The 25164-nt window shown below is 71.5% G+C and carries 23 protein-coding genes; 12 read left to right on the top strand and 11 right to left on the bottom strand.

Annotated features, from left to right (window positions below; genetic code table 11):
• The first annotated feature begins 172 nt into the window (after nucleotides 1-172).
• Nucleotides 173-1048, top strand: a complete 876-nt coding sequence (locus tag OHT61_RS31195) for a class I SAM-dependent methyltransferase (protein WP_329042807.1) — start codon at nucleotides 173-175, stop codon at nucleotides 1046-1048.
• A 31-nt stretch (nucleotides 1049-1079) separates the two neighbouring features.
• On the opposite strand, the gene OHT61_RS31190 is transcribed toward OHT61_RS31195, so the two are convergent.
• Complete coding sequence (locus tag OHT61_RS31190; RefSeq protein WP_329042804.1) at nucleotides 1080-1448, bottom strand: winged helix-turn-helix transcriptional regulator; 369 nt, start codon at nucleotides 1446-1448, stop codon at nucleotides 1080-1082.
• 213 nt (nucleotides 1449-1661) lie between these two features.
• Here OHT61_RS31190 and OHT61_RS31185 point away from each other — a divergent pair, with 213 nt between their 5' ends.
• Entirely contained in the window at nucleotides 1662-2696 is a 1035-nt protein-coding gene (locus OHT61_RS31185; protein ID WP_329042802.1) for a zinc-binding alcohol dehydrogenase family protein, read from the top strand.
• 74 nt (nucleotides 2697-2770) lie between these two features.
• On the opposite strand, the gene OHT61_RS31180 is transcribed toward OHT61_RS31185, so the two are convergent.
• The gene (locus OHT61_RS31180; RefSeq protein ID WP_329042801.1) at nucleotides 2771-3760 is read right to left on the bottom strand and encodes a helix-turn-helix domain-containing protein; all 990 of its coding nucleotides are present in this window, start codon (nucleotides 3758-3760) and stop codon (nucleotides 2771-2773) included.
• Between the two features lie 189 nt (nucleotides 3761-3949).
• On the bottom strand, nucleotides 3950-4750 hold the full coding sequence (locus OHT61_RS31175) for a M23 family metallopeptidase (protein ID WP_329042799.1): 801 nt from the start codon (nucleotides 4748-4750) through the stop codon (nucleotides 3950-3952).
• A gap of 227 nt (nucleotides 4751-4977) precedes the next feature.
• Between OHT61_RS31175 and OHT61_RS31170 the strand changes: the two genes are divergently transcribed.
• Together OHT61_RS31170 and OHT61_RS31165 are read left to right on the top strand one after the other, a co-directional pair.
• Nucleotides 4978-6348: a hypothetical protein gene (locus OHT61_RS31170; RefSeq protein WP_329042798.1), complete on the top strand. Its 1371-nt coding sequence runs from the start codon at nucleotides 4978-4980 to the stop codon at nucleotides 6346-6348.
• Nucleotides 6349-6392: 44 nt separating this feature from the next.
• Nucleotides 6393-7673: a hypothetical protein gene (locus tag OHT61_RS31165; RefSeq protein WP_329042797.1), complete on the top strand. Its 1281-nt coding sequence runs from the start codon at nucleotides 6393-6395 to the stop codon at nucleotides 7671-7673.
• Between the two features lie 65 nt (nucleotides 7674-7738).
• Here OHT61_RS31165 and OHT61_RS31160 read toward each other — a convergent pair whose 3' ends face one another.
• Nucleotides 7739-8881: an FAD-dependent oxidoreductase gene (locus tag OHT61_RS31160; protein WP_329042796.1), complete on the bottom strand. Its 1143-nt coding sequence runs from the start codon at nucleotides 8879-8881 to the stop codon at nucleotides 7739-7741.
• A 272-nt stretch (nucleotides 8882-9153) separates the two neighbouring features.
• Nucleotides 9154-9846, bottom strand: coding sequence for a TetR/AcrR family transcriptional regulator (locus OHT61_RS31155; protein WP_329042795.1), 693 nt, complete (start codon nucleotides 9844-9846; stop codon nucleotides 9154-9156).
• 259 nt (nucleotides 9847-10105) lie between these two features.
• Here OHT61_RS31155 and OHT61_RS31150 point away from each other — a divergent pair, with 259 nt between their 5' ends.
• From OHT61_RS31150 to OHT61_RS31140, 3 genes are all read left to right on the top strand, one after another.
• Nucleotides 10106-10384 (top strand): polyprenyl synthetase, encoded by a 279-nt coding sequence (locus OHT61_RS31150; protein WP_329042794.1) that lies wholly within the window; start codon nucleotides 10106-10108, stop codon nucleotides 10382-10384.
• Nucleotides 10374-11429: a polyprenyl synthetase family protein gene (locus OHT61_RS31145; protein ID WP_329042793.1), complete on the top strand. Its 1056-nt coding sequence runs from the start codon at nucleotides 10374-10376 to the stop codon at nucleotides 11427-11429. The genes OHT61_RS31150 and OHT61_RS31145 overlap by 11 nt, the downstream gene beginning before the upstream one ends.
• 91 nt (nucleotides 11430-11520) lie before the next feature.
• Nucleotides 11521-12681 carry an oxygenase MpaB family protein gene (locus OHT61_RS31140; protein WP_329042792.1) on the top strand — a complete coding sequence of 387 codons (1161 nt, stop codon included), beginning with the start codon at nucleotides 11521-11523 and terminating at the stop codon, nucleotides 12679-12681.
• 105 nt (nucleotides 12682-12786) lie between these two features.
• Here the strand turns inward: OHT61_RS31140 and OHT61_RS31135 are convergent, their stop codons facing one another.
• Complete coding sequence (locus OHT61_RS31135; RefSeq protein WP_329042791.1) at nucleotides 12787-13056, bottom strand: hypothetical protein; 270 nt, start codon at nucleotides 13054-13056, stop codon at nucleotides 12787-12789.
• Nucleotides 13057-13289: 233 nt separating this feature from the next.
• On the opposite strand from OHT61_RS31135, the gene OHT61_RS31130 reads away from it, so the two are divergent.
• Both OHT61_RS31130 and OHT61_RS31125 read left to right on the top strand, forming a co-directional pair.
• Nucleotides 13290-13877, top strand: coding sequence for a helix-turn-helix domain-containing protein (locus tag OHT61_RS31130; RefSeq protein WP_329042790.1), 588 nt, complete (start codon nucleotides 13290-13292; stop codon nucleotides 13875-13877).
• Between the two features lie 160 nt (nucleotides 13878-14037).
• Nucleotides 14038-14901, top strand: a complete 864-nt coding sequence (locus OHT61_RS31125; RefSeq protein WP_329042789.1) for a class I SAM-dependent methyltransferase — start codon at nucleotides 14038-14040, stop codon at nucleotides 14899-14901.
• Between the two features lie 66 nt (nucleotides 14902-14967).
• On the opposite strand, the gene OHT61_RS31120 is transcribed toward OHT61_RS31125, so the two are convergent.
• The 4 genes from OHT61_RS31120 to OHT61_RS31105 form a co-directional block, all read right to left on the bottom strand.
• Entirely contained in the window at nucleotides 14968-15903 is a 936-nt protein-coding gene (locus OHT61_RS31120) for an NADP-dependent oxidoreductase (protein WP_329042788.1), read from the bottom strand.
• Between the two features lie 63 nt (nucleotides 15904-15966).
• Entirely contained in the window at nucleotides 15967-16758 is a 792-nt protein-coding gene (locus OHT61_RS31115; protein ID WP_329042787.1) for an oxidoreductase, read from the bottom strand.
• 222 nt (nucleotides 16759-16980) lie between these two features.
• Nucleotides 16981-18261 (bottom strand): ThuA domain-containing protein, encoded by a 1281-nt coding sequence (locus tag OHT61_RS31110; protein WP_443049644.1) that lies wholly within the window; start codon nucleotides 18259-18261, stop codon nucleotides 16981-16983.
• Nucleotides 18262-18352: 91 nt separating this feature from the next.
• Complete coding sequence (locus OHT61_RS31105; protein WP_329042785.1) at nucleotides 18353-19744, bottom strand: ricin-type beta-trefoil lectin domain protein; 1392 nt, start codon at nucleotides 19742-19744, stop codon at nucleotides 18353-18355.
• Between the two features lie 334 nt (nucleotides 19745-20078).
• Between OHT61_RS31105 and OHT61_RS31100 the strand changes: the two genes are divergently transcribed.
• The 3 genes from OHT61_RS31100 (at nucleotide 20079) to OHT61_RS31090 (ending at nucleotide 24215) form a co-directional block, all read left to right on the top strand.
• Nucleotides 20079-21755, top strand: coding sequence for an FAD-dependent oxidoreductase (locus tag OHT61_RS31100; RefSeq protein ID WP_329042784.1), 1677 nt, complete (start codon nucleotides 20079-20081; stop codon nucleotides 21753-21755).
• The gene (locus tag OHT61_RS31095) at nucleotides 21752-23236 is read left to right on the top strand and encodes an ATP-binding protein (protein ID WP_329042783.1); all 1485 of its coding nucleotides are present in this window, start codon (nucleotides 21752-21754) and stop codon (nucleotides 23234-23236) included. The genes OHT61_RS31100 and OHT61_RS31095 overlap by 4 nt, the downstream gene beginning before the upstream one ends.
• 73 nt (nucleotides 23237-23309) lie before the next feature.
• Complete coding sequence (locus OHT61_RS31090; protein WP_329042782.1) at nucleotides 23310-24215, top strand: NAD-dependent protein deacetylase; 906 nt, start codon at nucleotides 23310-23312, stop codon at nucleotides 24213-24215.
• Nucleotides 24216-24242: 27 nt separating this feature from the next.
• On the opposite strand, the gene OHT61_RS31085 is transcribed toward OHT61_RS31090, so the two are convergent.
• A complete protein-coding gene (locus OHT61_RS31085) occupies nucleotides 24243-24809 on the bottom strand; it encodes a GNAT family N-acetyltransferase (protein WP_329042781.1) in 567 nt (188 codons plus the stop codon).
• Nucleotides 24810-25164 lie beyond the last annotated feature (355 nt).

Raw genomic sequence — 25164 nt, 5'->3', positions numbered from 1 at the left:
GCACCGGTGGAGGATCGGTGAGCAGCGCCCGAGAGGCGTGTCACCCGGCACCGCACCACGAGGTGGAAGGTTCTGACATGCGACTGACAGACGACCTGTTGTTCCGGTCCGCCGCCGACCGGGCACGAAGCCTCGCCGGTGACGGCGGCCCTCGCTACGCGCCGGGCGCGCCATGAGCGCCGGTACGGGCACCGGTGGCGCGGACGGCGGCCGCTACGGCGAGTCCGTCTTCCGCCCGGAGCAGGCCGGAGAGGGAGAGCGCATCGACTTCGGGGCCCTCGCCTACGACGACGTCACCATGGCCCGGCTGCGCGCCCTCGGGGCGGGCCCCGGGTGGCGCTGCCTCGACGTGGGCGCAGGGACCGGAACGGTCTCCCGACGGCTGCTGCGGGATGCGGGGGTGGCGAGTGTGCTCGCGGTGGACCGCGACGTGCGGTTCGTCGGTGCGCGGCCGGTGCCGGGACTCGAGGTTCTGGAGGCCGACGTCACCTCGCCGGGCTTCGTCAGGGGGCGGTTCCAGCTCGTCCACGCGCGCTTCGTCCTTATGCACCTGCCGCAACGCGACCGCTTGGTTCCGGCGCTCGCCGAACTCGTCGCGCCCGGCGGTGTCCTGGTCCTCAGCGATGCCGTCGACCTCACGGGCGACCGGGCGCCGCACACGCCGTACACGACGGCGATGCGGGCCATGTGGCGGGGACTGCGGGCCACCATCGGCACCGACGTCACCTCGGGGCCGTCGTACCCACGGCTTCTGCGCGATGCGGGACTCGGATCCGTGGCCGCCGAGATCCACGTCCCGCCGCTGCTGCCGGGCAGCGCCATCAGCCGCTTCTGGGCGGACACGTGGGAGCGCAGCAGAGCGGCGATGACCGCCACGGGTCTCGTCGACGACCAGGCGGTCGACGAGGCGGTCCGTTATCTGGGGAGCGACGAGTGCGCCGCGGTGTCGGCCGGCATGCTCACCGCCTGGGGACGGAAGAGCGACCACGTCACCTCCGGGCCCCGCGCCTTCCCTCAGCCGTCCCCGGACGAGGACCGAGCGGAGTGACACCGAGGGCTGCCGACGGCGACCACGGCGGTCACGAGGTCGCTGCCTGGATGTCGTCGAGGTGGTTCTCGACCCACGACCGCAGTTGCCCGAGGGGTTCGGCCACGCTCTCGCCGAGCGCGGTCAGGTTGTACTCGACGTGAAGGGGAACCGCCGGATAGATGGTCCGGGTGACGAGCCCCTTCTCCTCCAGGCGTCGAAGCGTGCTGGTCAGCACCTTGGGGCTGACGCCCTGCAGACGCCGCTGGAGTGCGCCGAACCGTTGAGGGCCGCCCTCCATCGCCCCGATGGCCAGGGCGGACCACTTGTTGGCCAGCAGGTCGAGCACCTCACGGCACGGGCATTGCGCCGCGTAGACATCATGATGCTCGTGCGCGTCGTTGCTGCAGGTCATGGACATCGGGCGGTCCTCGTCCTCGGTACGGATCCCTCCGTACTACCCATCGGGAAGTACGTGCCCTTGCAGGTTACTGCCACCTCGGCGATAGCGTTAATCCGTCGATCACCACCAGGCCGGCGCTTCCCGTGACCGCACGGCACCACGGACCGTCCCGGGTCACCCCGGGGCAGCCGCCCACCGCACGTTCCGGCCCCCACAAGGAGCAGAAGAACCATGAGCGCAGCAGAAGGCACGACGATGCGCGCGGTCGTGTACCGCAAGAGCCTGCCCGTCCAGGACCACGAGAGCCTCCTGGACGCCGAGCTGCCGGTACCGCGCCCCGGCCCGCACGACCTCCTGGTCGAGGTCGAGGCGGTCGCGGTCAACCCGGTGGACTACAAGGTGCGGCAGAACAACGATCCCGGAGGGGAAGCAAAGATCCTGGGCTGGGACGCGGCGGGCACCGTGGTGGCGGTGGGCGAGGCGGTGGAGCGCTTCCGGGTCGGCGACGACGTGTTCTACGCGGGCGCGGTCGACCGTCCCGGCTCGAACGCCCAGTACCAGGCGGTCGACGAGCGGATCGTGGGCCGCAAGCCCGCCACCCTGTCCTTCGCGGAGGCGGCGGCACTGCCGCTGACCTCGCTCACCGCCTGGGAGGGTCTGTTCGAGCGCTTGGGCCTGCGCGTGGGGGCCATGGAGCAGCACGGCGCGCTCCTGGTGACCGCGGCGGCGGGCGGAGTCGGCGCCATGGTCGCGCAGCTGGCGCGGGCCCTCACCAGCCTGACGGTCGTCGGCACCGCCTCGCGTCCCGAGAGCGCCGAGTTCGCCCGCCGGATGGGCGTCGACCACGTGGTCGACCACCACCGGCCGCTGCCCGGCCAGGTGGCGGAGGTGGTCCCGGGGGGGGTCGACTACGTCTTCAGCACGGCCGGCACCGACCGCAACCTCGCCGCCTACGCCGAGATGCTGAACCCGCACGGCCGGATCGTCGCGATCGACGACTTCGGCGCCGTGGAGATCGGTGCGCTGAAGTCGAAGAGCATCTCCTTCCACTGGGAGCTGATGTTCACCCGCTCGCTGTACCGGACCGGGGACCAGGTCACACAGCACCACATCCTCACGCAGGTCGCCCGGCTCGTGGACGCGGGCATCCTCACCACCACGGCCACGACCGATCTGGGGACCATCAACGCCGCTCACCTGCGGGAGGCCCACGGTGTCCTCGAATCCGGAAAGGCGATCGGCAAGATCACGCTCACCGGTTTCTGAGCAGGCGACGCGGCTGAGCGCATCCCCACCGGGGGCGACCGCCCGGCACCGGACGGGCCCCCGGTGCCGGGCGCTCACCGCAGGGATCCGTCCAGGACGGCTCGCCCGAGCCGGGTCCTGTGGTGCAGCACGCGCACGCCCTGGCGTTGCGAGAGCAGGAGCCCCGCCTCGCGGAGCACGGTGGCGTGCCGGCTGGCCGTGGACGGTGCGAGCCGCAGGGCCGCGGCGATGTCCATCGTCGTCATCGGACGGTCCAGCATGCGCAGGAGCTCGGCCCGCGAGGCACCGATCAGCTGCGCCACCGGGGCGTCCGAGCCGTCCCGTCGGCGTTCGAACCAGCCGGGTGCGGGCGAGAGCGGGTGGACGAGGACCGGGGGCAGCTCCTCGTCGACGAGTGCGAGCGGGGCGCGTACGCAGAAGAAGGCCGGGACGAGCGTCAACGACCTTCCGTGCAGCGAGAGTTCGCGGTTCACCGGGTAAGGGGCGCGCAGCAGCCGGTCGCGGTAGTGCCATCCGGGCAGTTGGTCGTATCCGGTGAGGAGTCCTTCGGCCCCGTGGGCGAGGACGGCCTGGGCGCGTACGGTCCGGTCCGCCGCGGCCTGCGCGCCGATGGCGGGCAGATAGGGCTCGACGGCGACCCGGTGATAGGCGCGCAGGGCCGACCCGAGGCGCCGCAGCGCCTCCGGGCACCCGTCGGCGAGCGGTCGTACGTCGGCGGGGACCGGGCGGCCGGAATGGGCGTGCAGCCGGGTGAGTTCGGCGCGCAGCCTGCGCCGGGGCGTGGACAGCAGCCGGTCGAGGCCGGTGTCGAGATCGGTGTCCCCGCGGCCGGGTGTCAGGAAGTCGGGGAAGTAGGAGCCGTCCGGGCACAGCCGTGTCAGCGCGCGGGTCACGGACACGAGACCGGCCATCCGCAGGGCCGCCCCCACCTCGCGGCGCCAGGCTCCGAACGTGAGGGGCGCCTGCCGGTCCTGGAGGAGGTGGAGGCTCAACGCGGTCTCCCACAAGGGGTCCACGCGGGACGCGACGCGCAGGCCGGTCAGTTCCCGGCTCGTGAACTCCACCCGCAGCACTGCGCACCCCCGGTGGTCACAGACGCTCACCGGCGCCTGCCCATCCGGCACTCTACGCGCATCACCGACATGACGCATGCATGTCAGGATTCTGGGTCGGCGCCCCACGGGTTCGGCCGGAATGCGAGGGCGGCCCGGCCGGAAACCCCCGGCCGGGCCGCGTCCGTTCATCGTGCGGAGTCAGCAGAGCGGCACGCCGGGCAGTTGCGCGGCCGGGTGGTCGATGTAGATGTTGCTGATGAAACCGTTCTGGTCACGCAGTTTGCTCCACCAGTTGTTGCTGTACCCCTCGGCGTTGACGGTGTCACCCTGCTTCTGGCACAGGACCCGCACGGCGGTGGGTCCGGCGAGGGTGGTGACGACCGGAGCACTCACACGGGCGTCGGCCCGGACGTTGACCCCGCTGCCCCAGGTGTTGAACGGATAGCCGCTGCCACCGCAGCCGTTGTCGCTGGTCAGGTACGCCTGGTTGTAACTGCCGGGGTAGGACAGGCCCGCACCGTTGATGACGATGTTCTGGCCCACGCCGTTCAGCAGCTGCTCGTAGTGGATGTGCGCCCCCGAGGAGTTGCCCGTGCTGCCCGTGACGCCGATCTGCTGCCCCTGGGCGACGGACGCGCCGCTCGGTACGGAGTACGCGGAGAGGTGGAAGTAGTAGGTCGTCCAGCCGCCGCCGTGGTTGATGGCTATGTAGTTCCCGGCTCCACTCGGCTGTGAGTACCGAGTGGCGGTCCCGGCGGCCGAGGCCAGCACCGGTGTGCCGGCGGTGGCGCCGCCGTCGGAGCGCACGAAGTCCAGCGCCCGGCGCACCTCGGCCGAGTGGTGGCTGTACGTCCAGCGCTGGCCGCACGGGAAGGGCGCCTTGAAGACGGGCGCGGCCGTCACGCCCGACCCGGCGGCCTGGGCCGGAACGGCCGACATCCCGGCCATCGCCAGGACGGCCGCGGCGAGCAGAGCCGGAAGACGTCTGATGAACCTCACGAATGCTCCTAGGGGGGAAGGGCCCGGACCGGATCCGGGTGAAGGCGCGGTGAGACGTCGGGAACGTAACGGCGGCCCGCTTCGCTGACAAGCACGGGACGGTCTTCTTCGACCAGGAACGAATTGCTTGCGCCACCGGGCGGGTCGCACCACCGTGGCGGCCACCTGCCACAGCGCCGCCGGGCCGCCGCCCCGGTGCGCCCGTGCCTCAAGGAGCCCCCACTCCCATGCCGCCCCCACAGCCGACTCGCCGCCTCTCGCTTCTCGCTGCCGCTCTCACGACCCTCGGCCTGCTGATCGTCGCGTGCACCGGGCACGCGACGGCCGCGCCCTCTGGACCGCCGTCGTCCGCCGCCGGCGACACCCACCTCGCGTCACGCCTGTCGGAGGTGACGGATCCCGGCAGTTCAGGGCGGCACGCGCTCCGCCCCGGCGCCGGGACGGGCGTGACCATTCCGGCGGACGTCGTCGCGGGTGTGGCCGTGTTCGACCGGCTCACCGGACGGTTCACCGAGTCGCACAATCCGGACCGGGCCTTCCGCTCCGCGTCGGTGGTCAAGCTGCTGCTGGCGCTGGACTACCTGTGGAACCGGGGCCCTGCCTACGACCCTCCCCAGGCGGACCGGGACCGTCTCGCCGTGATGCTGAGCAGCAGTGACGACGCCGCCGCGAGCCACTACTGGTCCACCGGCGGCGGCAGCGCGGTGATCGCCCGCATGGTGCCCCGGCTGGCACTCACCGGCACCGTCCCGCCGCCGGCGGCCTACCCCGGCTACTGGGGCTACACGGCGACGACCGCCGCGGACACGGTCCGCGTGTACCGCTACCTCCTCGACACCGCCCCGGCGCCCGTACGGGAACTCGTCCTCGGGGCACTGCACCGGTCCACCCGCTGCGCGACGGACGGCTTCGACCAGGGCTTCGGTCTGCCTTCCGCCTTCGAGGCGCCGGGCGCGGTCAAGCAGGGCTGGTCGGGCTTCACTTCGGGCGGTTGCACCCCGGCGCCGGCCCCGGCCGTAGGGTACGGTCCTGCGTCCGGTGCGGCCGTCGACGCGCACGCGTCGGCGGACAAGGGCACGGCTTCCGGCTCGGGCTCAGGCTCGGGCGGACCGGAGGCTCCCACCGGAGCCGTCGGACCCTCCGCGCCTGCCCCTGCCCCTGCCGCCGCGCCCTCGCTCGACCTGACGTCCGAGGCGCTGCACACGACAGGGACCGTGGGACCCGACGACCGGACGATCGTCGCCGTCCTCACCCTCCATCCCGACGGCACGCCGTACGGGAGCGCGTACAGCAAGGTCACTGCGCTCGCCGGCTCCCTGAACGTCCCCGGAGCCGTACGCCCCGCCGGCACCCGGTTCACCACCTGGGGAAGCGGTGTCCGTGTGCGTTCCGCTCCCACCACCGCGTCCGCCGCCCTCACGACCCTGCCCGCCGGAGTGGACGTCCTCGTGCGGTGCCAGCAGCAGGGCGGCCTCGTGTCCGTCCCGCCGTACACCAACGACTGGTGGGCCTTTCTGCCGCAGTACGGCGGCTGGATCACGAACATCTACGTCGAATCCCCCGGCAACACGCTCCCGAACGTGGCCCGTTGCCCGTAGTTGCCCGTAGTTCCCCCCTCCCCCCACCGACCAGGAGACCTTCCGTGCGACGCACCCAGAGATCGAACTCCCCCGCCCAAACCGCCCGCCGCGGGCCGGCCATCGCGGTCTCCGTGCTGGCCGTCGTCGCGCTCACCCTCACCGCCGACCCCGCCGCCGCCCGTGACGCGGCCGCGGCCGACGCTCCGCTCGGGGCCGTCCGCTGGCGGGCCGACCTGTCCGCACCCACCGGGGGCGAGAGCAACATCAGCCGCACCGGCGGTGCGCTGCACCTTCGGGACGCCGGCCTGCGACCGGCATCCTCCCGCTCCGCCCGCGGGCAGGGCACGGTCCTGTCCCCCGTGCGGGATCTGGGACGCGCGGTGAACCTGATCACCGCCGACCTCGACGCCGGCGTCCCCCACGGAGCCCAGGTCGCCGTCGACGTGCGGGGGCGGGACGGGCTGGGCAGGTGGACCGAGTGGCGCGAGGCAGGCGACGGCACCCCGGCCCGGCTGCCGCGGGCGGTCACCCGTGTACAGGCGCGGATCACCCTGGTCTCCGCGCCGGACGGCACCGCGCCGGCCGTCCGGGCCCTGGACCTGACCGCCGCACTCGGTGACGCGCCCCAGGAAGCCGCGGCGGCCGAGGCCTTCACGACCAGCGTCTACGCGACACGGGAAGGGCTGGTCGGCGGCACCACGGCCAACGGGCACGTGATCGTCGCCAACGACCACTTCGTGGCGCTTCCCTCCCGGCGGGGCCTCTCCCCGAAGGGCAGCGGCCAGTACTCGGTCCGCGTGTGCGGACCCGTCCGCTGCGAAACCGCTCCGGTGTGGGACGTCGGGCCGTGGAACACCCGCGACGACTACTGGAACCCGTCCTCGGTCCGCGAGACGTTCAAGGACCTGCCGCAGGGGAGGCCCGAGGCGCAGGCCGCCTACCAGAGCGGGTACAACGGCGGGCTGGACGGGTCCGGGCGCCGGGTGCTCAATCCGGCGGGCATCGACCTCGCGGACGGCACGTTCTACAACGTCGGCCTGAACAACAACGGCTGGGTCACCGTCACCTATCTGTGGACCGGCGGCGGCGCGCCGACCAAGTCCTTCCCGACCTGGGGCACCGACGTGAACATCCGTCAGCAGCCGACCAGCGCGTCGACCCGGGTCGCACAGCTCCCCGGCCCCACGACGGTGCGTGTCCAGTGCCAGGTGCACGGCCAGCTCGTCCAGGCCGACGGCCACAGCAACGACGCCTGGTCCTACCTCCCGGACTACGGCGGATACGTCTCCAACATATTCATCGACGTGGCCGAGGCATGGCTGCCGGGCGTCCCCACCTGCTGACCGGCGCCGGGGCGTTCCACCCGGCGTCGCAGACGTGACGAGCTGCGCGGACCTGGCGGGCGGTCCTACTCGCCGCCGGGTCCGGCGGTGAAGAACGCGATCATGCGCTCCAGGCCGTCGTCGCCGAACATGGTCTCCAGGCTGGTGGCGGATTCCGTGGCCGATGTCTCACTGCGCGGGAAGAGCGCCTCCTCGTAGGACGCAAGCGCCGCTTCGACGTCGCCGGGGTGTGCGGCGATCGCCAGGCCGAGTTCGGCTCCGTCGTACATGGCCAGGTTGGCGCCCTCCCCCGCGAACGGGGACATGAGGTGAGCGGCGTCACCGAGCAGGGTCACCCCGGGGACGCGCTCCCAGCGGTGTCCGACCGGCAGGGCGTGGATGCGCCGCGGTGTCAGCGCACCGTCGGCGTCCGCGACCAGAGCGCGCAGGCCGTCGTCCCAGCCCTCGAACCGGGCGAGCACCGATGCCTTGGCGGCGGCGGTGTCGCCGAAGTCGACGGTGTCCAGCCAGTCCTCGGCGACGCGCAGCGCGGTGTATACGTGCAGGCTGCCGTCGGTCTCCCGGTGCGCGAGGAGGGCGCGCCTGTCGCCGAGGCAGAAGAAGGATCCGGCGCCGACGACCTCGGCGCTGCGCGCGTGGCGCGCATCCGCGTCCAGGAGGTCGGTCTCCACGAAGGAGATGCCGGCGTAGGCGGGCTCGGCGTCGGAGAGGAGCGGCCGGACCTTCGACCAGGCGCCGTCGGCGCCGATGAGGAGGCCGGTGGTGACGGACGAGCCGTCGGCGAAGGTCACCTCGTGCCGGGCGCCGCCCAGGGCACGGGTTCCGGTCACCTTCCGGCCCCAGCGGATCATGCCGTCCGGGAGGGAGTTCAGCAGCAGTTCACGCAGATCCCCCCGGTCCACCTCGGGCCGTCCGCGGCTCTCCTCACCGCCCTCGTCGATGTGGACGGTGCCGTCCGGGCCGAGGACGCGCATCGCCTCGCCGCCCTCGTGGATGATCTCGCGGAAGCCCTCGATGAGTCCGGCGGCCCGCAGTGCCTTCTGACCGTTCTCCTCGTGGATGTCGAGCATGCCGCCCTGGGTGCGCGCATCGGCCGACGCCTCCAGGTCGAAGACGGCCGCCTCGATGCCGTTGGCGTGCAGGACCCGGGCGGCGGTCAGCCCGCCCAGGCCCGCACCGATGATCGCAAGGGGAACGTGGGTGTTCATCAGGACCTCCTGTTGTCGGTGTCCGCGCGCCGATGCCACCGGGCGGGCGGCGGGGTCGCTCGCCCTTCCCCCGCGGACGGCACCGCCGCTCCCCCGCGCCGGGTCGGACCGCTCCACCGTAACGAACATGTTCGTCACGAACAAGTTCGCCGCATGTCCGGCCGGGCCCGCCCGCCTCCGGAACACGGTCCGGGTCGGTGGAGCCACGGTGGCCGAGGTGACCGAGGTGGGCCCCCGCGGAGCCGTCCAGGGCGGGCTCCGCGGGGGCGCGGTCAGGAGTCGCCGCGGGGCACGGGAGTGCTGGTGATGCCGTTGATCAGGACCTCGAAACCCCACCTCAACCGCTCACCGGCTCCGCCGATGAGAGCGGGCATGTGGGCCCGCACAGCCGGGTGGGTGTTTTCGTCCACGCTGTGCAGGACGCCCGTGAGCGCGTCCCAGTCCTCCTGGGCGGCGGGATCCCCCTTCCTGGCCGAGTGCTCGGCGGCGGTTGCGGTGGCCGTCTGGAGCAGCTTGTCGACCCCCCACGCGACCTGTTCCACGGCGGCCCCGCTGCGGGAGAGCAGGTCCAGGATGCGGTTCAGCAGCCGGAGGTAGTTCTCGCCGCTGGGCCGGGCCACGAGCGCGGAGCGGGCGAGCTGCGGGTGCTGGAACAGCACCATGGTGTAGGAGGTCAGCACGGCCATCAGCTGCTCGCGCCAGTTCTCCTCGCCCCCCTCGGCGGCCAGGTCGACCTCGCCCAGCAACGCGTCGAGCACGGCCGCGTGGAGTTCGGCGGTGTTGGACACGTAGACGTAGAGCGATGCCGGGCCCGTGTCCAGCTCCTGCGCGAGCCGGCGCATGGTGACCTTGTCCAGCCCCTCGGCACGCATGATCCGTACGGCGGTGTCCACGATGCCGGGGCGGGACAGGGCGGGCTTGGCAGGGCGCTCCCGGCGGCTCATCGGCTCTCTTCTCACAGTCACTCCGCGATCGTAACGAACGCGTTCGTACCGGCGGCCGGAGCGGATCCGTCTCCCTTCCACGCGCCGTGGGAACGAACCCGGAATCCGTCGGCGCGACGTTTGACCAGCGGCGGAGGGCCACGGCCCCGATCCGCACGACCGGGCGAGGTGCTCACTCGATGGTGAGTTCGCCCGCGCGGGCGTCCCGTCCGGCGTGACCCTGTGAGGGCGGCGCACGACCGGCGCCGCACCGCATCGGCCAGGTCGTGGGGAGACGGCGATGACACAGGACGCGAGAAGACACCTGGGACCCGACAGGCAGGCGGTACTTCTGGTGGCGGGGCTGGCGGATCTGGCGGTGACCACGCTGGGGTCTGCCCTGGGCTCGGTGAGAGGGCTGCTCCGCCGCTCGGACGCCCCGGAACTCGCCAGGGAGGCCGAGCACGAACTGCTGGCCCGGGGCCGGCTGCTGCTGGAGCGGCACACCGCCGTACCGCCGGCACACCTGGAGGTCCTGGCCCGGGCAGCCCTGGCGCGGCAGGCCGCCGATGGCAGGTGACCTGTGGGATCCGGCGGCGTTCAAAGTCCGTGTGGACGACGTACTGCACCGGTTCGTCGCGGGCGAGGCGGACAGGTTCGCCTCGATCGATCCGGCCCTGCACCCGGTGGCCGAACAGCTGGAGGCGACCGTGGCGCAGGGAAAGCGGCTGCGGGCGGCGTTCTGCTACTGGGGCTGGCGGGCGGTGGGGCAGCCCGACGACGACGCGCTGGTGCGGGCGGCGGCTTCGATGGAGCTGGTGCACGCCGCGGCGGTCGTCCACGACGACCTCATCGACGAGAGCCCGTTGCGCCACGGCCGGCCGACCGCGCACATCGCCCTGCGCGGGGCCGTACGCGGCCGCCGGCGTACCGCCGCAGCAGCCAGGTCGCTCGCGATGCTGGTGGGAGACCTGCTGATGGAGCTCGCCGGGCAGTTGTTCACCACCAGCGGCCTGCCCGCCGCCTACCTCGGCCGTGCCCGTCCGCTGTGGTCGGCGCTGGCCCGGGAACTGATCGCGGGTGAGTGCCTGGAGATCCTGCGCACCGGTTCGGACCCGGACACCCGGGACTCGCTCAAGGTGATCCGGTACAAGACCGCCAAGTACACCGTCGAACAACCCCTGTTGATCGGCGGCGTGCTGGCCGGAGCGGGCGAGCGACTGCGCGAGGGCTACTCGGCGTACGGGCTCCCCCTGGGCGAGGCCTTCCAGCTGCGGGACGACCTGCTCGGTGTGTTCGGCAGTCCCGCGCACACCGGCAAGGCCTGCGCCGACGACCTGCGCGGTCACCGGCCGACGGCCCTGCTGGCGGAGACCTGGAAGGCCGCCGGCGAGGACGAGCGCCGGCAGCTCCGCTCACTCCTGGGACGGCGGGATCTCGACGAGGAGGGGGTGCACACGGTACGCGCCCTGATGCGTCGCCTCGACGCGCCCGAACGCGTCGAGGAGATGATCGGGGTACGGATCGGCCAAGCCCTCGCCGCCCTGCACGAACTCGACGTGCCACGCCCCGCCGCCACGGCCCTCACCGCACTGGCCCACTCGGTGACGACCCGCCTGTCCTGACCTCCACGGACCGGCGCCGCCCCGGAGTCCTGCGGCCCGGCACCGGACCTTCGCCCGTCGCGGGCGCACCCCTCGCGCAAGGAGCTCGGCCATGACCTGTACCGAAGAATCCCTGGACTCGCTGCGCCTGGCGGGGGACGAACTCGCCGACGCCACCGTCGCCACGCTGTTCGAACGGGGGGAGGTCGGGAAGTTCAACACGCTCATGCGTTACGTCTCCACCACCGGCGCCCCACTGCCGGACGGGCTGCCCGACGTCGCCCGGGAGTACCTCGCGGCCACGAGCGCGCCGCCGGACTGGGTGGACTGGGAGGAGATGGAGAAGGCGCGCCTGTTCTTCATGGACAACAACGTGCACATCTCGACCGCCCTGTCCTTCGCCTCCATGCCCGCCTGCTACGTGGTCCCGCACGTCGCCCGACTGCTGTCGGCCACCCACGGCCTCAAGTACCCCTCCAAGCGGATGGCGGAGACGGGTCAGTTCACCGTCTACCTGATGCAGCCGGGTGCCTTCGAGGCCGGCAGCCGCTTCATCCCGGCGGCGCAGAAGGTCCGGCTCCTGCACGCGTCCATCCGGCACCATCTGGCGCGTGAAGGCCGGTGGGACACCGGTGCGCTCGGAACTCCGATCTGCCAGGAGGACATGATCGGCGGGCAGATGTTCTTCAGTCTGCTGGTCCTGGACAGCCTGCACCGCCTGGGCGTCCACATGTCCGCCGAGGGCGCCGAGTCGTACTACTACGCCTGGCGCGTGGTCGGCGCGATGCTCGGCATCGACCAGGACGCCGTACCCGCGAACACGCTGGAGGCCCGCCGATTCCTCGACCTCTACATGGTGCGGCACATGGGACCGTCCGCGGAGGGCGCCCACCTCACGCGCCAGCTCATCGACCTCTACGAGGAGGTCGTGCCGGGCACCTTGTTCGACCCGGTCGTGTCCTCGCTCATCCGCTACCTCGTCGGCGACACCTGCGCCGACTGGCTGGAGGTGCCCAGGACTTCGTGGGATTCGGTCGTCAAGGCCATGCCCCACGTCCTCGGCGTCCTGGAGTCCATCGAGGACAGCTCACCGCTCGGCGCCTGGGCGCTGGACCGCCTCGGCCATCTGACCACCCATCTGGAGCTGTCCTCGCTGACGCGCGGCCGGGTCATGCACTACGCCATTCCTGAGCAGCTCCGCAAGGACTACGACGTGTCGGACGCGCTGCCCAGGAACAGCAGGTGGAGCCCTCCGCCCTCGACGGTCTCCTGACCCCGGCGCAGCCCGTCGCGCGGGGCACCTCGGCCGGCTGCCGCACCCCCGTCCAGGCGTGGGGCGCGGCAGCCGGCCGAGGTGTTGTCCCTCCGGCTCGGCCGGTCAGCCGGCCAGCAAGACCCCGAGCACCATCCCGCCGATCAGGCCGACGGCGCTGACCACGATGGCGGGAACCGCGAGCCGCTCGTGTCTGACCGTCTTCGCGATGACGGCCAGCACCAGACCGATCACACCGAACACGATCGGCAGGAAGATGAGCGAGATCACGCCCAGCACCATCGCGATGATGCTGAGCACGTTGCCGGCCGTCGCACCCTGCGGTGCGCCGTGAGGCTGCTGCCCGGTCGGTTGGTTGCCGTACTGAGTCGTCATCTGCCACTCCTTCGGGCGATCTCCCGGAGCCGCCCAGACGGATCGGCTCATCCCCCGGGTACCCACAAGTCCACCGAGAACGCAGCGACTTGAGACCTCCGCGCCAGTGGCACGCAGCGGCTGTGACGGATGCCCCTGGGGTGGGTTCACCGGCGTGCGTCCCGCGGAGGCAGCTCGGGAGCCTCTCACCGTCCCTCCCTACGGTGTTGCGCTGAAGGCATATACTGTTGCTCATGACGCATGAGGACGGCGAACTGGACAGCCTCGTACGGGCACGCATCAGGGCGCTGCGGCTGGCACAGGGCCTGTCTCTGGAAGAGCTGGCGGGGCGGGCCCACGTCAGCCAGTCCACGCTCTCCCGCATCGAGAACGGGCAGCGTCGCCTCGCCCTCGATCAGCTGGTCACCCTCGCCAGGGCCCTGGACACGTCGCTGGACCAGCTCGTCGAGACGGCCGCGGACGACGTCGTGATCAATCCGGTGATCGACGGGACCCGTGGGCAGATGCGCTGGCCGGTGCGGGCGGAGCCGGGCCTGAGCGTCGTGCGTCAGCGCCTGACCGAGCCACCGCCCGACAACCCCTCCCGCATGCGCGCACACCCGGGCCACGAGTGGCTCGTGGTGCTCTCAGGCACCGCGGTGCTCATGCTCGGCCATCGCCGTGTGCGCGTGGAGACGAACCAGGCCGCGGAGTTCCCCACCATGCTCCCCCATGCCATCGGCGCGGACGGCGGCCCCTGCGAGATCCTGGGGATCTTCGACCGCGACGCCCGTCGCGGCCACCGGCCGGACGGCCGCCGCGACGGTTCGGACCAGGTATGAAGGGGCTGCCCCGCCTGGCCCCGTGACGCGGGGTACGACACGGGGCCCTCGCCCGGGACGACGGGAGGGGCGTTGCGCGCTCGGCATGGTTGCGGGCCGTCTTCTTGCGCGGTCGGGAAGCGGATCCGCTTCAGGCGCAAGGCCCCGTTAGCGTGGCGACATGACTCACGCACACCCGCACGCTTCCCCACACAGCTCCCGGCACGACACCGACCCGGACGGCCAGGCGGAGATTCTCGACCTCGACGCCGAAGTGCTGGCCGAGCACATCGCCGCGATCACCGCCTGGCTCCCCGTCGCGAGGGCGCCCCGCGAGATCGTGGATCTGGGCTGCGGTACGGGGACCGGCACCTTCGCCCTTCTCGAGCGCTTCCCCGAAGCCCACGTCACCGCCGTCGACATGTCGGCCGAGCACCTTCGGCGTCTGCGGGACAAGGCGTGCGACGCGGGCGTACGGGACCGTGTGCACACGGTCCAGGCCGACCTCGACGCCGCAGACTGGCCCGACCTGGGCACTCCGGACCTCGTATGGGCCTCGGCGTCGATGCACCACATGCACGAGCCCGGACGCACACTGCGCTCGGTCCACGGCCTCCTCGCACCCGGTGGCCTGTTCGCCGTCGTCGAACTGGCCGGCTTCCCCCGCTTCCTCCCGGAGAACGCCCCGGAGGAGCAGCCCGGCCTGGAGGACCGATGCCACGCCGCGAGCGAGCGCCACCACGCCGCACACGTGTCGCACCGCGGAGCCGACTGGGGGCCCATGCTGACCGCCGCCGGTTTCGCGATCGAGGGCGAACGCACCATCACGGTGAACATCGAGGGTTCCCAGGACCCGGCCATCGGCCGCTACGCGCTCGGCAGCCTCCAGCGCCTGCGCCACAGTGCCGTGGACTCGCTCTCGTCCGGTGACCTCGCCGCGCTCGACCGGCTGCTGGAGGTGGACGGCCCTCAGTGCATCCTGCGGCGCGGCGACCTCTCGGTCCGTACGGAGCGCAGTGTCTGGGCCGCACGGCGCGGGAACTGAACCCTGCCGGGGCGGGAGTCCGCCCGCCCCGGCCCGCCGGTGGTCGCCGGATGCGCGGGGCCGCGCCTACGGCCGGCTCACGCCGTGGTCGACACGGATGACCGTCTTCCCGTGGACACGCCGCGCTCCCGGGGCGAACGCCTCCGGCGCCTCGTCCAGGGAGCGGACCGAGCCCACCACCGGTGCGAGCCGCCCGTCCCTCAGCCGTGCGGCGAGGCGGGCGAGCGTGGCGCGGTCGGGTTCGACGACGAAGAACACCGCGCGCCCGTTCCGCGGCCTGGCGTTCACGGGGTGGGCGATGGTGACCAGCGTGCCACCGTCCCGTACGAGGGCGGCCGAGCGGTCGAGGATCTCGCCTCCGATCACGTCGAGGACGACGTCGACTTCGCCGACGTCCTCCAGCACCTCGGTCTCCAGGTCCACGAAGGTGTCGACTCCGATGCCGGCAGCACGCTCGCGGTCCGCGGAGCGGCCTGTTCCGATGACCCGCGCTCCGACTTCGCGGGCGAGCTGCACGGCGAGCGACCCGACCCCACCGGCCGAGCCGTGGATCAGCACCGTCTCACCCGTGGCAAGGCGGCCGTGGTCGAACAGGCCTTGCCACGCCGTCAGTCCGGAGATGGGGACGGCCGCGGCGGTGGTGTGGTCGATGCCGGCCGGCAGAGGAGCGAGGTTGCGGGCCTCCACGGCGGTGTACTCCGCGAGGGATCCGTCGCGCGCCCAGTCCGCCATACCGAACACGCGCTGACCGACACTCAGGCCGGTGGTCCCGTAGCCCAGTTCCACGACGACGCCCGACAGTTCGTGCCCGGGCACGCTGGGTGTGCGGTCACGGCCCGACCGGTCCGCCCAGGTGGCCGGCCAGGCGAGCTCTCCCGGTGTGAAACCGGCGGCGTGCACCTGCACGATCACGTCGTTCTCCGCGGCATGCGGATAGGGGATCTCCGTGAGCGACAGCCCGGCGGTCCCGGCTTCGCGGTCACGTACGGTGATGGCTCGCATGCCGTGCCCTTCATGGGGGGTGTGTGACGGACGGCCGGTCCCACGGGCGGACAGGAGTGGGGCTCACAGCGTCGGCACGTACCCGCCGTCGATGATGAAGTCGCTGCCCATGATGTTGCGGGCCCGGTCCCCGGCGAGGTAGACGACCAGGTCGGCGATCTCCGACGGCCGGGAGAAACGCCCCGACGCGGTGGATGAGGCCGCCTGCGCCTTCACGTCGTCCGCCGGCACTCCGGCAGCCTGGGACACCGTGGCGGCCACACCGCCCTCACCCGTCCAGAGCTCGGTCTCGACCGGACCGGGACTGACACTGTTCACCCGGATCCCCTGGCCGCCGAACTCCTTCGACAGTGCCTTGGACAGACTGGCCACGGCGGCCTTGGACGCGCTGTAGTCGACGACCACGGACTCGGGCAGGCGTGCGTTGACCGAGGCGATGTTGATGACCGAGCCGTCCCCCGCCTCGATCATTCCGGGAAGTACGGCACGGGTGACGGACACGGCCGTCATCAGGTTCAGCTCGATGGTCTGCCGCCACTGGGCATCGGTGACGCCGAGGAATCCGCCGGGGCGCGCCGGGGCGGATCCGACGTTGTTGACCAGTACGCCCACCGGCCGGCCGTCGGCCGCGGCGACCACCTGCTGCGCTCCGTCGGGCGAGGTCAGATCCGCCTGCACCCAGGTGACGGCTCCACGCTCGACCAGCGCCCGCAGCTCGGGGGTGGAGGTCCGGGCCACGGCCAGGACATGCGCTCCGGCCTCGGCCAGGGCCGTCGTGACCGCGAGGCCGATGCCTTTGCTGGCCCCTGTGACGACGGCGAGCCGGCCGTCGAGTTCTGGCTGCTGGTCGTTCATTCCTGCTCCAGACGGAAGAGGAGGCGGCTGTCGCCCGGCCGTGGGACCCCCGCACGGGAGCCCGCTGTCCTCAGACCATTCTGCGGCGTGCCGGCCTCCGGCGCGCTGTGACGGGTTCCTATCGCCTCGGCGGCCGCGGCCCTTCGTGCCGACGGCCGGGTACGCGCCGGTGGTGTCCGGTGCGTACCCGGCCGCACGGCCGGTTTCAGTGACGGGATCGGCTCACGGCTGGGCGGTGAGGGCGAAGCTCTGTGCCGCGGAGCCGTCGCAGGGACGCTGGGTCAGCTGCACGGAGTCGGTCGCCGCCGTGGAGGACGTGAGGCACTGGCCGCTGTGCCTGGCCGAGAAGTGGTAGCGGCCGGAGGATTCCCGAACCGGCTGCCACTGCTGGTTGAGGCCGCCGGAGTAGGACCACAACTGCAGGGGCGCGCCCTGTGCGGTGGACCGGTCGGTGACGTCCACGGTCTGCTGCGGGTTGCCGCGGGCCGCGATGCGTACGTACCCGCCGTCGGTGGGCCTGAACTGGAACTGCTGGGCGACGGTGTTGTTGCACGTGTACTGCTGGACGGCCGTCCCGTTGGCCGTGCTCGCCGCCCTGGCGTCAGCGCACTTCCCGTTGGCGCCGGACACCATCGCGTACCACGTCGTCTCCGGGATGCCCTCGACGGGCGGCTCGGTGGAACCGGCTCCCGCGAGCCACTTGAGTCCGTCCAGGAGGAACCGGTTCTGGGTGGCGCTGGCGAACGTGGACGACGTCGGGGTGTTCGTGTCGTAGTTCATGGCGTTGTGGCCGAAGTTGGCGTAGAGCATCTTGTACTGGCGGTTGGTCCAGAGGATGGGGTAGTAGCCGCTGTACCAGATCTCACCGGCGTTCGTCCCGAGGGGGAAGCTGCTGGGGTCGACCGAGGCGAGGATGTCGATGTCGGGGTTGTTGCGGAGGTCGTTGGACCAGCTGTACCACTCGCTGACCGATGAGGTGAAGGTCTGCGGCAGGGCTGCCGTCGACGGGTGGGCCCGGTCCTCGACCCGCAGTACGGCGGTGGTCGGCCCCCAGGTGTTGGACTTGAAGTTGCCGCTGCCGAGGAACTGGTTGTAGTACCAGGGCCAGTTCTGGGCCTCGGTCGTGAAGGCCGACACGTGGAAGCCCAGCCAGCCGCCGCCCGCCCGCATGTACCGCTCGAAGCCCGAACGCTGCGCGGCACTCTGCGGACCGTCGTCGAGGAAAAGGACCACGTCGTAGGCGTCCACACCTCCGTTGGCGAGCAGGTTCCAGTCGGTGCTCGCGGTGTAGGTGAAGCCGTTGGACGCGCCGGCCTGCGGGAACCAGGTGTTGGCCTCACGGGCGAAGCTGATGTGGGCCTGGTCGAAGGTCCCGCTGTAGAGCCCCAGCACCTTGAACGGCGCAGCGGCGGCCTGCCGTCCGGCTGTTCCGGCGGTGGAAGGGGTGGCCGTCAGGGAGAGCAGTGCGGCCAGCAGGGTCAGGGCTGTCAGCAGCGACCGCAGTAAGCGGTGCGGTGGGCGGTGTACGGGTGTCGTGGGCACGAGGTCTCCTGCACGTCCGGGTTCGGGAGCGATCGGGGGTCGCGACACGCGATCAGCCGCGGTACTGCGCCAGGACCCGGGTGAAGTCCCAGGGCTGCTGGCTCACCTCGGAGCAGGTGTCCGCTCCTCCCCCGGTGCAGGGCCGGTCGCGGTTGACGGACCAGAAGGTCAGCCGGGCGATGTGGCGCTGCTGCGCGTAGGCGAGGATGGTGCGGAAGTCGGCGACGGTGATGGTCTCGCCCACGTCGGTGACCCCGTTCATCGACGAGATTCCCGTGTGCCGGTAGGCCTGGTCGTCGCTGTATCCGTACGCGTTCTTCACCGCGGTCTTCAGGCCCTCGGCAGCGCGCGTGGTGAGGGTTCCCATGTTCTGGCCGTTGCCGCCGAAGTTGAACGGCATGATGGTCCAGCTGTCCACGGTCAGGCCCGCCGAAGCCGCGCGGTTGATCAGGCTGGTGTCCGGCCCGTTCTGTCCCGTGCCGAAGGTGACGTAGGTCTTGATGCCGGGGTTGTTGGCCTTCACCGTCTTCAGCGCGTCCACCGTGCGCTGCTGGACCGTGGGGCTGTCGTAGGCCGCTGCCTCGATGTCGATGTCGATGGCCTTGAGCCCGTAGGCGTTGATGACCTTCTGGTACGCCGCCGCCAGTTCACCGGCGCTGGAGCAGGAGCTCTCCAGCTTGTTGCCGCTCCAGCCCCCGAAGGACGGGATGACGTCGCCTCCGTTGGCCCGCACGGTGTTCACCGTCTGCTGGTCGACGCCCCCGGTCAGGGGGCGGCTACCGTCCCACTGGGGGTTGCAGTAGCCGTTGCTGAGGACGAAGGCGAGTGTGTACCACTTGACGCCCGTCGCGTTGGTGACGGTGGTCGGGCTCGGCGGATTCCCCCACCCGTTGTACAGGTAGGGCGCGACGGCCATCGGCGCGTCACCGCCGGGGACTTCGCCGCCGCCCGATGTGTTCCACGTCTGGTTGGCCGCGCCGGTACAGCTCCAGATCTGGAGCCGGGTGGCGTTCGCCGACGAACTGCCGGTGACGTCCACGCACTTGTTCGACTGCGGGTTGACGATGGCCCCCGCGGCGGTGACCGTCCACTTCTGGTTCGCCCCGCCCGTGCAGTCCCACAGCTGGAGGGTGGCGCCGTTCGTGGTGGACCTGTCGACGATGTCCAGACACTTTCCCAGCGCGCCGACGCTGCCGTCGGAGCCGACCGTCCATTGCTGGGCACCGGTGGCGTTGCAGTCGTAGAGCTGGACGGCCGCTCCGTTGGCGCTGCTCGCGCCGGCGACGTCCATGCACTTTCCGCCCAGGCCGGTGATCTGCCCGGAGGCCGCGGACGCGGGGGTCACCGCGAGCGCTCCCGCGGCGGTGGTGAGTACGCCGACCGTGAGGGCGGTGCGCAGCAGTCGGGACCGCCGGATGCGATCGAGGTGGGGGATTGCGGCCATAGGTGTCACGGCCTTTCGTACTCGGCGGGTCGGGGTGGGGGTGCGCCGTACGTCGGCCCACACACATCCGTGTTCACACTGATGAATACGGGTTGCATGCATGAGGGGGCTTTGGTCGGTGAACCTAAAGGTCTGAACCAGTGCCCGTCAAGATGCCGGGACGCACGAGAAGCGGCCCGCGTGCGGTCGCACTCGCGCCGAGGCGATGCGGACGACGCGGGGGGCCGTCCGCCGACTGAGCGCCTCGGCACGATGGCTCCTACGATGGGCAGAGGCCGTAGCGGTAGCGGGGCCCGCCCTGCCGTGGTTCCGGCCTCCGGACCGTAGGGGACGTATGGCAGAGGCCGCAGACCGGAAGCGGACCGTCATCATGACCGTGGATGACGACCCGGGGGTGTCCCGCGCCGTCGCCCGCGACCTCAGGCGACGCTACGGCGCCACCTGTCGCGTGATCCGCGCGGAGTCCGGTGACTCGGCACTCCAGGCACTGCGGGAACTGAAACTGCGCGGCGATCTGGTCGCGGTGATCCTCGCCGACTACCGGATGCCGCAGATGAACGGCATCGAGTTCCTCGAACAGGCCCTGGACGTCTACCCCGAGGCCCGTCGGGTCCTGCTGACCGCGTACGCGGACACCGGGGCGGCGATCGACGCGATCAACGTCGTGGACCTCGACCACTACCTGCTGAAGCCGTGGGACCCTCCGGAGGAGAAGCTCTACCCGGTCCTGGACGACCTGCTCCAGGCGTGGCGGGCCGGTCATCACCGGGCCCACCCGAGCACCAAGGTGGTCGGGCACCGCTGGTCGGCACGCTCCTCGGAGACCCGGGAGTTCCTGGCACGCAATCAGGTCCCGTACCGCTGGTACTCGTCGGACGAGCCGGAAGGGCAGCGGCTGCTCTCCGCAGCCGGGCAGGACGGGTTGCGGCTGCCCGTGGTGATCACCCCGGACGGAACGCCGCTGGTCGAGCCGGAGGCCGGCGAACTCGCCGTCCACGTGGGGCTCGCGACCACGCCGACGGCGGACTTCTACGACCTGGTGGTGGTCGGCGGCGGTCCGGCCGGGCTGGGCGCCGCCGTGTACGGCGCGTCGGAGGGGCTGCGGACGGTGCTGGTGGAGCGGTCCGCGACGGGCGGACAGGCGGGACAGAGCTCCCGGATCGAGAACTACCTCGGCTTCCCGGACGGCGTCTCGGGCGGGCAGCTCACGGAGCGGGCTATGCGGCAGGCGGGACGGTTCGGCGCCGAGGTCCTCACCACACGCGAGGTGACCGGCCTGGAGGCCCACGGGTCGGCGCGGATCGTGCGGTTCTCGGACGGCTCGGAGATCGCCGCGCACAGTGTCATCCTGGCCACCGGCGTGTCGTACCGCCAGCTCCCCTCCGGCGGCGCGGACGAGCTGACGGGCCGTGGTGTGTTCTACGGCTCGGCGCTGACGGAGGCGGCTTCCTGCCAGGGCCACGACGTGTACGTCGTCGGCGGCGCCAACTCTGCCGGGCAGGCGGCGATGTACCTCTCGCGGACGGCCGAGTCGGTGACGCTGCTGGTGCGCGGTGAGTCGATCGCCGCGTCGATGTCGTACTACCTGATCCAGCAGATCGAGGAGACGCCGAACATCAGGGTGCGGTGCGGCACCGTCGTCGACACCGCGCACGGCGACGGCCACCTGGAACACCTGACCTTGCGTGAGGTACAGAGCGGGGCGAACGAACTCGTGGACGCACAATGGCTGTTCGTCTTCATCGGTGCCGCCCCGCTGACCGACTGGCTGGACGGCACGGTGCTCCGCGACAGGCGGGGGTTCATCCTGGCCGGTCCCGACATGACGCCCGACGGGCGGCCGCCGGCGGACTGGGAGCTGGAACGGCCGCCCTACCACCTGGAGACCAGTGTTCCCGGGGTGTTCGTGGCGGGCGACGCACGCGCCGAGTCCGCGAAGCGGGTCGCGTCCGCCGTCGGAGAGGGAGCCATGGCCGTGATGCTCGTCCACCGCTACCTGGAGCAGACATGAGTGGCACGCCACTGACATGCAACGCCGACGAGATAGCGAAACTGTTCCTCTTCGAGAAACTCCGCCCCGACCAGGTCGGCCGACTGTGCTCCGAGGGCGGGGTGGAACTGTTCCAGCCGGGCCCCGTCTATGCCGAGGGAGAGCCGGCGACCTGCTTCTACGTCATGCTCGACGGCACGGTCGTGCTCTCCCGCCGGGTCGGCGGGGACGACGTCGAGGTCACCCGCACCTCCCAGCCGGGTGTGTACGCCGGAGCCATGCAGGCGTACGTCGGCGACCGTGTTCCGCAGGTCTACAACAACTCCATGCGCGTCACCGAGCCGTCGCGCTTCTTCGTCCTGCCCGCGGAGACCTTCGCGAACGTCATGCGCGAGTGGTTCCCGATGGCCGTGCATTTGCTGGAGGGGCTCTTCTTCGGTTCCAAGACCACCCAACGGGCCGTCGGACAGCGGGAACGGCTGCTGGCACTCGGCTCGCTGTCCGCAGGACTCACCCACGAGCTCAACAACCCGGCCGCCGCGGCCGTCCGCGCGACCTCCGCGTTGCGGGAGCGGGTGGCGAAAATGCGCCGCAAGCTAGGAGTCATAGCGGAGGGGTCGTTCTCCCGCGACACCCTCGCCGGCCTGATCGACATCCAGGAACGCACGGCCGAGCGGATCGCCAAAGCCCCCTCGCTCAGCGCGATGGAGGCGTCCGACCGCGAGGACGCCCTGGCGGACTGGCTCGACGATCACGGCATCGACCAGAGCTGGCAGATCGCACCCACCTTCGTGCAGGCGGGGCTGGACACCGAATGGCTGGATCAGATCGCGCTCACCGTGGACGAGGAGATCCTCCCGGGGGCTGTGGGGTGGCTGAACTACACCGTCGAGACAGAGCTGCTGATGAACGAGATCGCGGACTCCACGGCCCGGGTCTCCCACCTCGTCGACGCCGCCAAGCAGTACGCCCAGCTGGACAGGGCGCCCTATCGCACCGTCGACGTCCACGAACTCCTCGACAGCACGCTGGTGATGCTCTCGGCCAAGATCGGATCACATGTCTCGGTCGTCAAGGACTACGACCGCACGGCGCCCGGCATCCCGGCGTACCCGGCGGAGCTCAACCAGGTGTGGACCAACCTGATCGACAACGCGGTCGCCGCCATGCGCGACGCGGACGGGCCGGCGACGCTGACCGTCCGGACCGCGCTCCAGCACGACCGGCTGCTGGTGGAGTTCCGCGACACCGGGACCGGCATCCCCGAGGAGATCCGGGGACGGGTCTTCGACCCGTTCTTCACCACCAAGCCGGTGGGCGAAGGTACGGGTCTCGGCCTCGACATCTCCTGGCGGATCGTGGTGGACAAGCACCACGGCACACTCCAGGTGCGGTCCGAACCGGGGGACACCCGCTTCCAGGTACTGCTGCCGCTCACCGCGGACGACGCACAGGGCGCGGACGAGGCAGAGGGCACCGAGGGCACCGAGGGCACCGGCTGAAGCTGTCCCGTCCGCCGAGCGGTCCCGACGGTGCGGCGGCGCCGGAGGTGAGCCTGTTCCGTACCCTGGGAGGATGCGGATGCGCCCCACACTGAGCTGGACCCCCACCGAGAGCCTGTCGCCGGGCACCACCGACCTGCGGCCGGTGGAGGAGGCGCTGAGCACCGGCGGTGTGCTGGTCCTCAGCGGAGCCGGCATCTCGACCGAGTCGGGCATTCCCGACTACCGGGGCGAGGGCGGGAGCCTGAGCCGGCACACCCCGATGACGTACCAGGACTTCACCGCCGAGGCCCAGGCCCGGCGCCGTTACTGGGCGCGGAGCCATCTCGGCTGGCGCACGTTCCGCCACGCCCGCCCCAACGACGGCCACCGTGCCGTGGCCGCCTTCGAGCAGCACGGTCTGCTCTCCGGTGTGATCACCCAGAACGTCGACGGACTGCACCAGGCCGCCGGCGCCGAGACGGTCGTGGAACTCCACGGGAGCCTGGATCGCGTCGTGTGCCTGTCGTGCGGCGATCTCAGCCCGCGCCGTGAACTCGCGCGGCGGCTGGAGGAGGCCAACGCGGGCTTCGCGCCGGTGGCCGCCGCGATCAACCCGGACGGCGACGCCGACCTGACCGACGAGCAGGTCGGGGACTTCCGCGTGGTGCCCTGCATGGTCTGCGGCGGGATCCTCAAACCGGACGTGGTGTTCTTCGGCGAGGCGGTGCCCCCGCAGCGGGTCGAGCACTGCCGCGAGCTGGTCCGCGCGGCCTCCTCGCTGCTGGTCCTGGGGTCCTCGCTCACGGTGATGTCCGGGCTCCGCTTCGTCCGGCAGGCGGCCGAGGGCGGAAAGCCGGTGCTCATCATCAACCGCGACCCGACCCGGGGCGACCGGCACGCCCGCACCCGTGTCGCCCTCTCGCTGGGACCGGCGCTGCTCGCCGTGGCCGACCGGCTGGGTGTTCCCGCGACCGAGGGGGCCGCCGAGTCCGCTTGACGCGCGGGCGGTCCGCATACGGGGCGCTCAGCGCACCGAAGGGCGCCGGTGCCGGGTCCAGTGCTCGGCCGCGGTCGCGCCGAGCAGCACCACGTCGTGGTACTCACCGCCGAAGTACTCGTGCTGCCGGAGCCGCCCTTCCTCGACGAAGCCCAGCCCGCGGTAGAGACCGAGAGACGCCTCGTTGAAGGCGTACACCTCCACCTCGCACTTGTTGTGGCGCTGCTCCGCGAACATGTAGGTGAGGACCAGCTCGGTGGCCTCCCTCGCGTACCCCTTCCTGCGGTGGTCGCGGGAGATCTCTGTGCCCGTCCTGAACCGCCCCGCACGGCTGTCGGTCTCCCCGACCGTCACGGCGCCCGCGAAGGCCCGCTCCCCGAGGGTCTCGATCACCAGACAGTACGATCCGGCCTGCGGCGACCGTCCCGCGCGTTCGGCGGTCCAGGAACGGAAGCTCTCCTCGGAGCGCGGGGGTTCGATCATGTCGGCGTTCCGTACGTCGACGGCGTTCTGGGACAGGTCCCGGAAGCCTCGCCAGTCGTCGGGTTCCACACCCCTCAGCCGAATCCGCTCGCCGGTCCACATGTCGTTCACGCCGTCCACCTCTTCGCTCGGTCACGGGCGCGGAGCCCGTGCGGCCGTCCCGCTCGGCGCCCGGGGAGGGCCCGTGCCCGGGGCCCATGAGCATGCGGGACGGGGGGACGGACGACTCTCCGGGCGGTGCCGACGGACAGGATGCAGTCCGTCCAGTCCCGAGGGCAACACGATTGAATTCCGCCGACACACGATGAGCCCTCGCCTGCGGGCATGCCGCGCACTGGCCCCCGGGGCTCACGCGAAGCGACCGCTGAAATCCAGGGAGAGGGCGGCCCTGCTCCTCGGTCACTTTCCTTCCTGCGCCGGAAGCTCTGAAACACCTCAGATTTGTTTTCGTCGGGCTGGGCACACT

Origin of the sequence: Streptomyces sp. NBC_00178 (assembly GCF_036206005.1) — a bacterium.
GTDB lineage: Bacteria > Actinomycetota > Actinomycetes > Streptomycetales > Streptomycetaceae > Streptomyces.
This window is presented reverse-complemented; position numbering and strand designations above follow the sequence as displayed.

What these genes read in the sequence shown, in the direction of transcription:
- OHT61_RS31195 (WP_329042807.1), top strand. Translation starts at nt 173, where the DNA reads ATGAGCGCCGGTACGGGCACCGGTGGCGCGGACGGCGGCCGCTACGGC.
- OHT61_RS31190 (WP_329042804.1), bottom strand. Translation starts at nt 1,448, where the DNA reads ATGTCCATGACCTGCAGCAACGACGCGCACGAGCATCATGATGTCTAC.
- OHT61_RS31185 (WP_329042802.1), top strand. Translation starts at nt 1,662, where the DNA reads ATGAGCGCAGCAGAAGGCACGACGATGCGCGCGGTCGTGTACCGCAAG.
- OHT61_RS31170 (WP_329042798.1), top strand. Translation starts at nt 4,978, where the DNA reads ATGCCGCCCCCACAGCCGACTCGCCGCCTCTCGCTTCTCGCTGCCGCT.
- OHT61_RS31160 (WP_329042796.1), bottom strand. Translation starts at nt 8,881, where the DNA reads ATGAACACCCACGTTCCCCTTGCGATCATCGGTGCGGGCCTGGGCGGG.
- OHT61_RS31150 (WP_329042794.1), top strand. Translation starts at nt 10,106, where the DNA reads ATGACACAGGACGCGAGAAGACACCTGGGACCCGACAGGCAGGCGGTA.
- OHT61_RS31145 (WP_329042793.1), top strand. Translation starts at nt 10,374, where the DNA reads ATGGCAGGTGACCTGTGGGATCCGGCGGCGTTCAAAGTCCGTGTGGAC.
- OHT61_RS31140 (WP_329042792.1), top strand. Translation starts at nt 11,521, where the DNA reads ATGACCTGTACCGAAGAATCCCTGGACTCGCTGCGCCTGGCGGGGGAC.
- OHT61_RS31135 (WP_329042791.1), bottom strand. Translation starts at nt 13,056, where the DNA reads ATGACGACTCAGTACGGCAACCAACCGACCGGGCAGCAGCCTCACGGC.
- OHT61_RS31130 (WP_329042790.1), top strand. Translation starts at nt 13,290, where the DNA reads ATGACGCATGAGGACGGCGAACTGGACAGCCTCGTACGGGCACGCATC.
- OHT61_RS31125 (WP_329042789.1), top strand. Translation starts at nt 14,038, where the DNA reads ATGACTCACGCACACCCGCACGCTTCCCCACACAGCTCCCGGCACGAC.
- OHT61_RS31120 (WP_329042788.1), bottom strand. Translation starts at nt 15,903, where the DNA reads ATGCGAGCCATCACCGTACGTGACCGCGAAGCCGGGACCGCCGGGCTG.
- OHT61_RS31115 (WP_329042787.1), bottom strand. Translation starts at nt 16,758, where the DNA reads ATGAACGACCAGCAGCCAGAACTCGACGGCCGGCTCGCCGTCGTCACA.
- OHT61_RS31105 (WP_329042785.1), bottom strand. Translation starts at nt 19,744, where the DNA reads ATGGCCGCAATCCCCCACCTCGATCGCATCCGGCGGTCCCGACTGCTG.
- OHT61_RS31100 (WP_329042784.1), top strand. Translation starts at nt 20,079, where the DNA reads ATGGCAGAGGCCGCAGACCGGAAGCGGACCGTCATCATGACCGTGGAT.
- OHT61_RS31095 (WP_329042783.1), top strand. Translation starts at nt 21,752, where the DNA reads ATGAGTGGCACGCCACTGACATGCAACGCCGACGAGATAGCGAAACTG.
- OHT61_RS31090 (WP_329042782.1), top strand. Translation starts at nt 23,310, where the DNA reads ATGCGGATGCGCCCCACACTGAGCTGGACCCCCACCGAGAGCCTGTCG.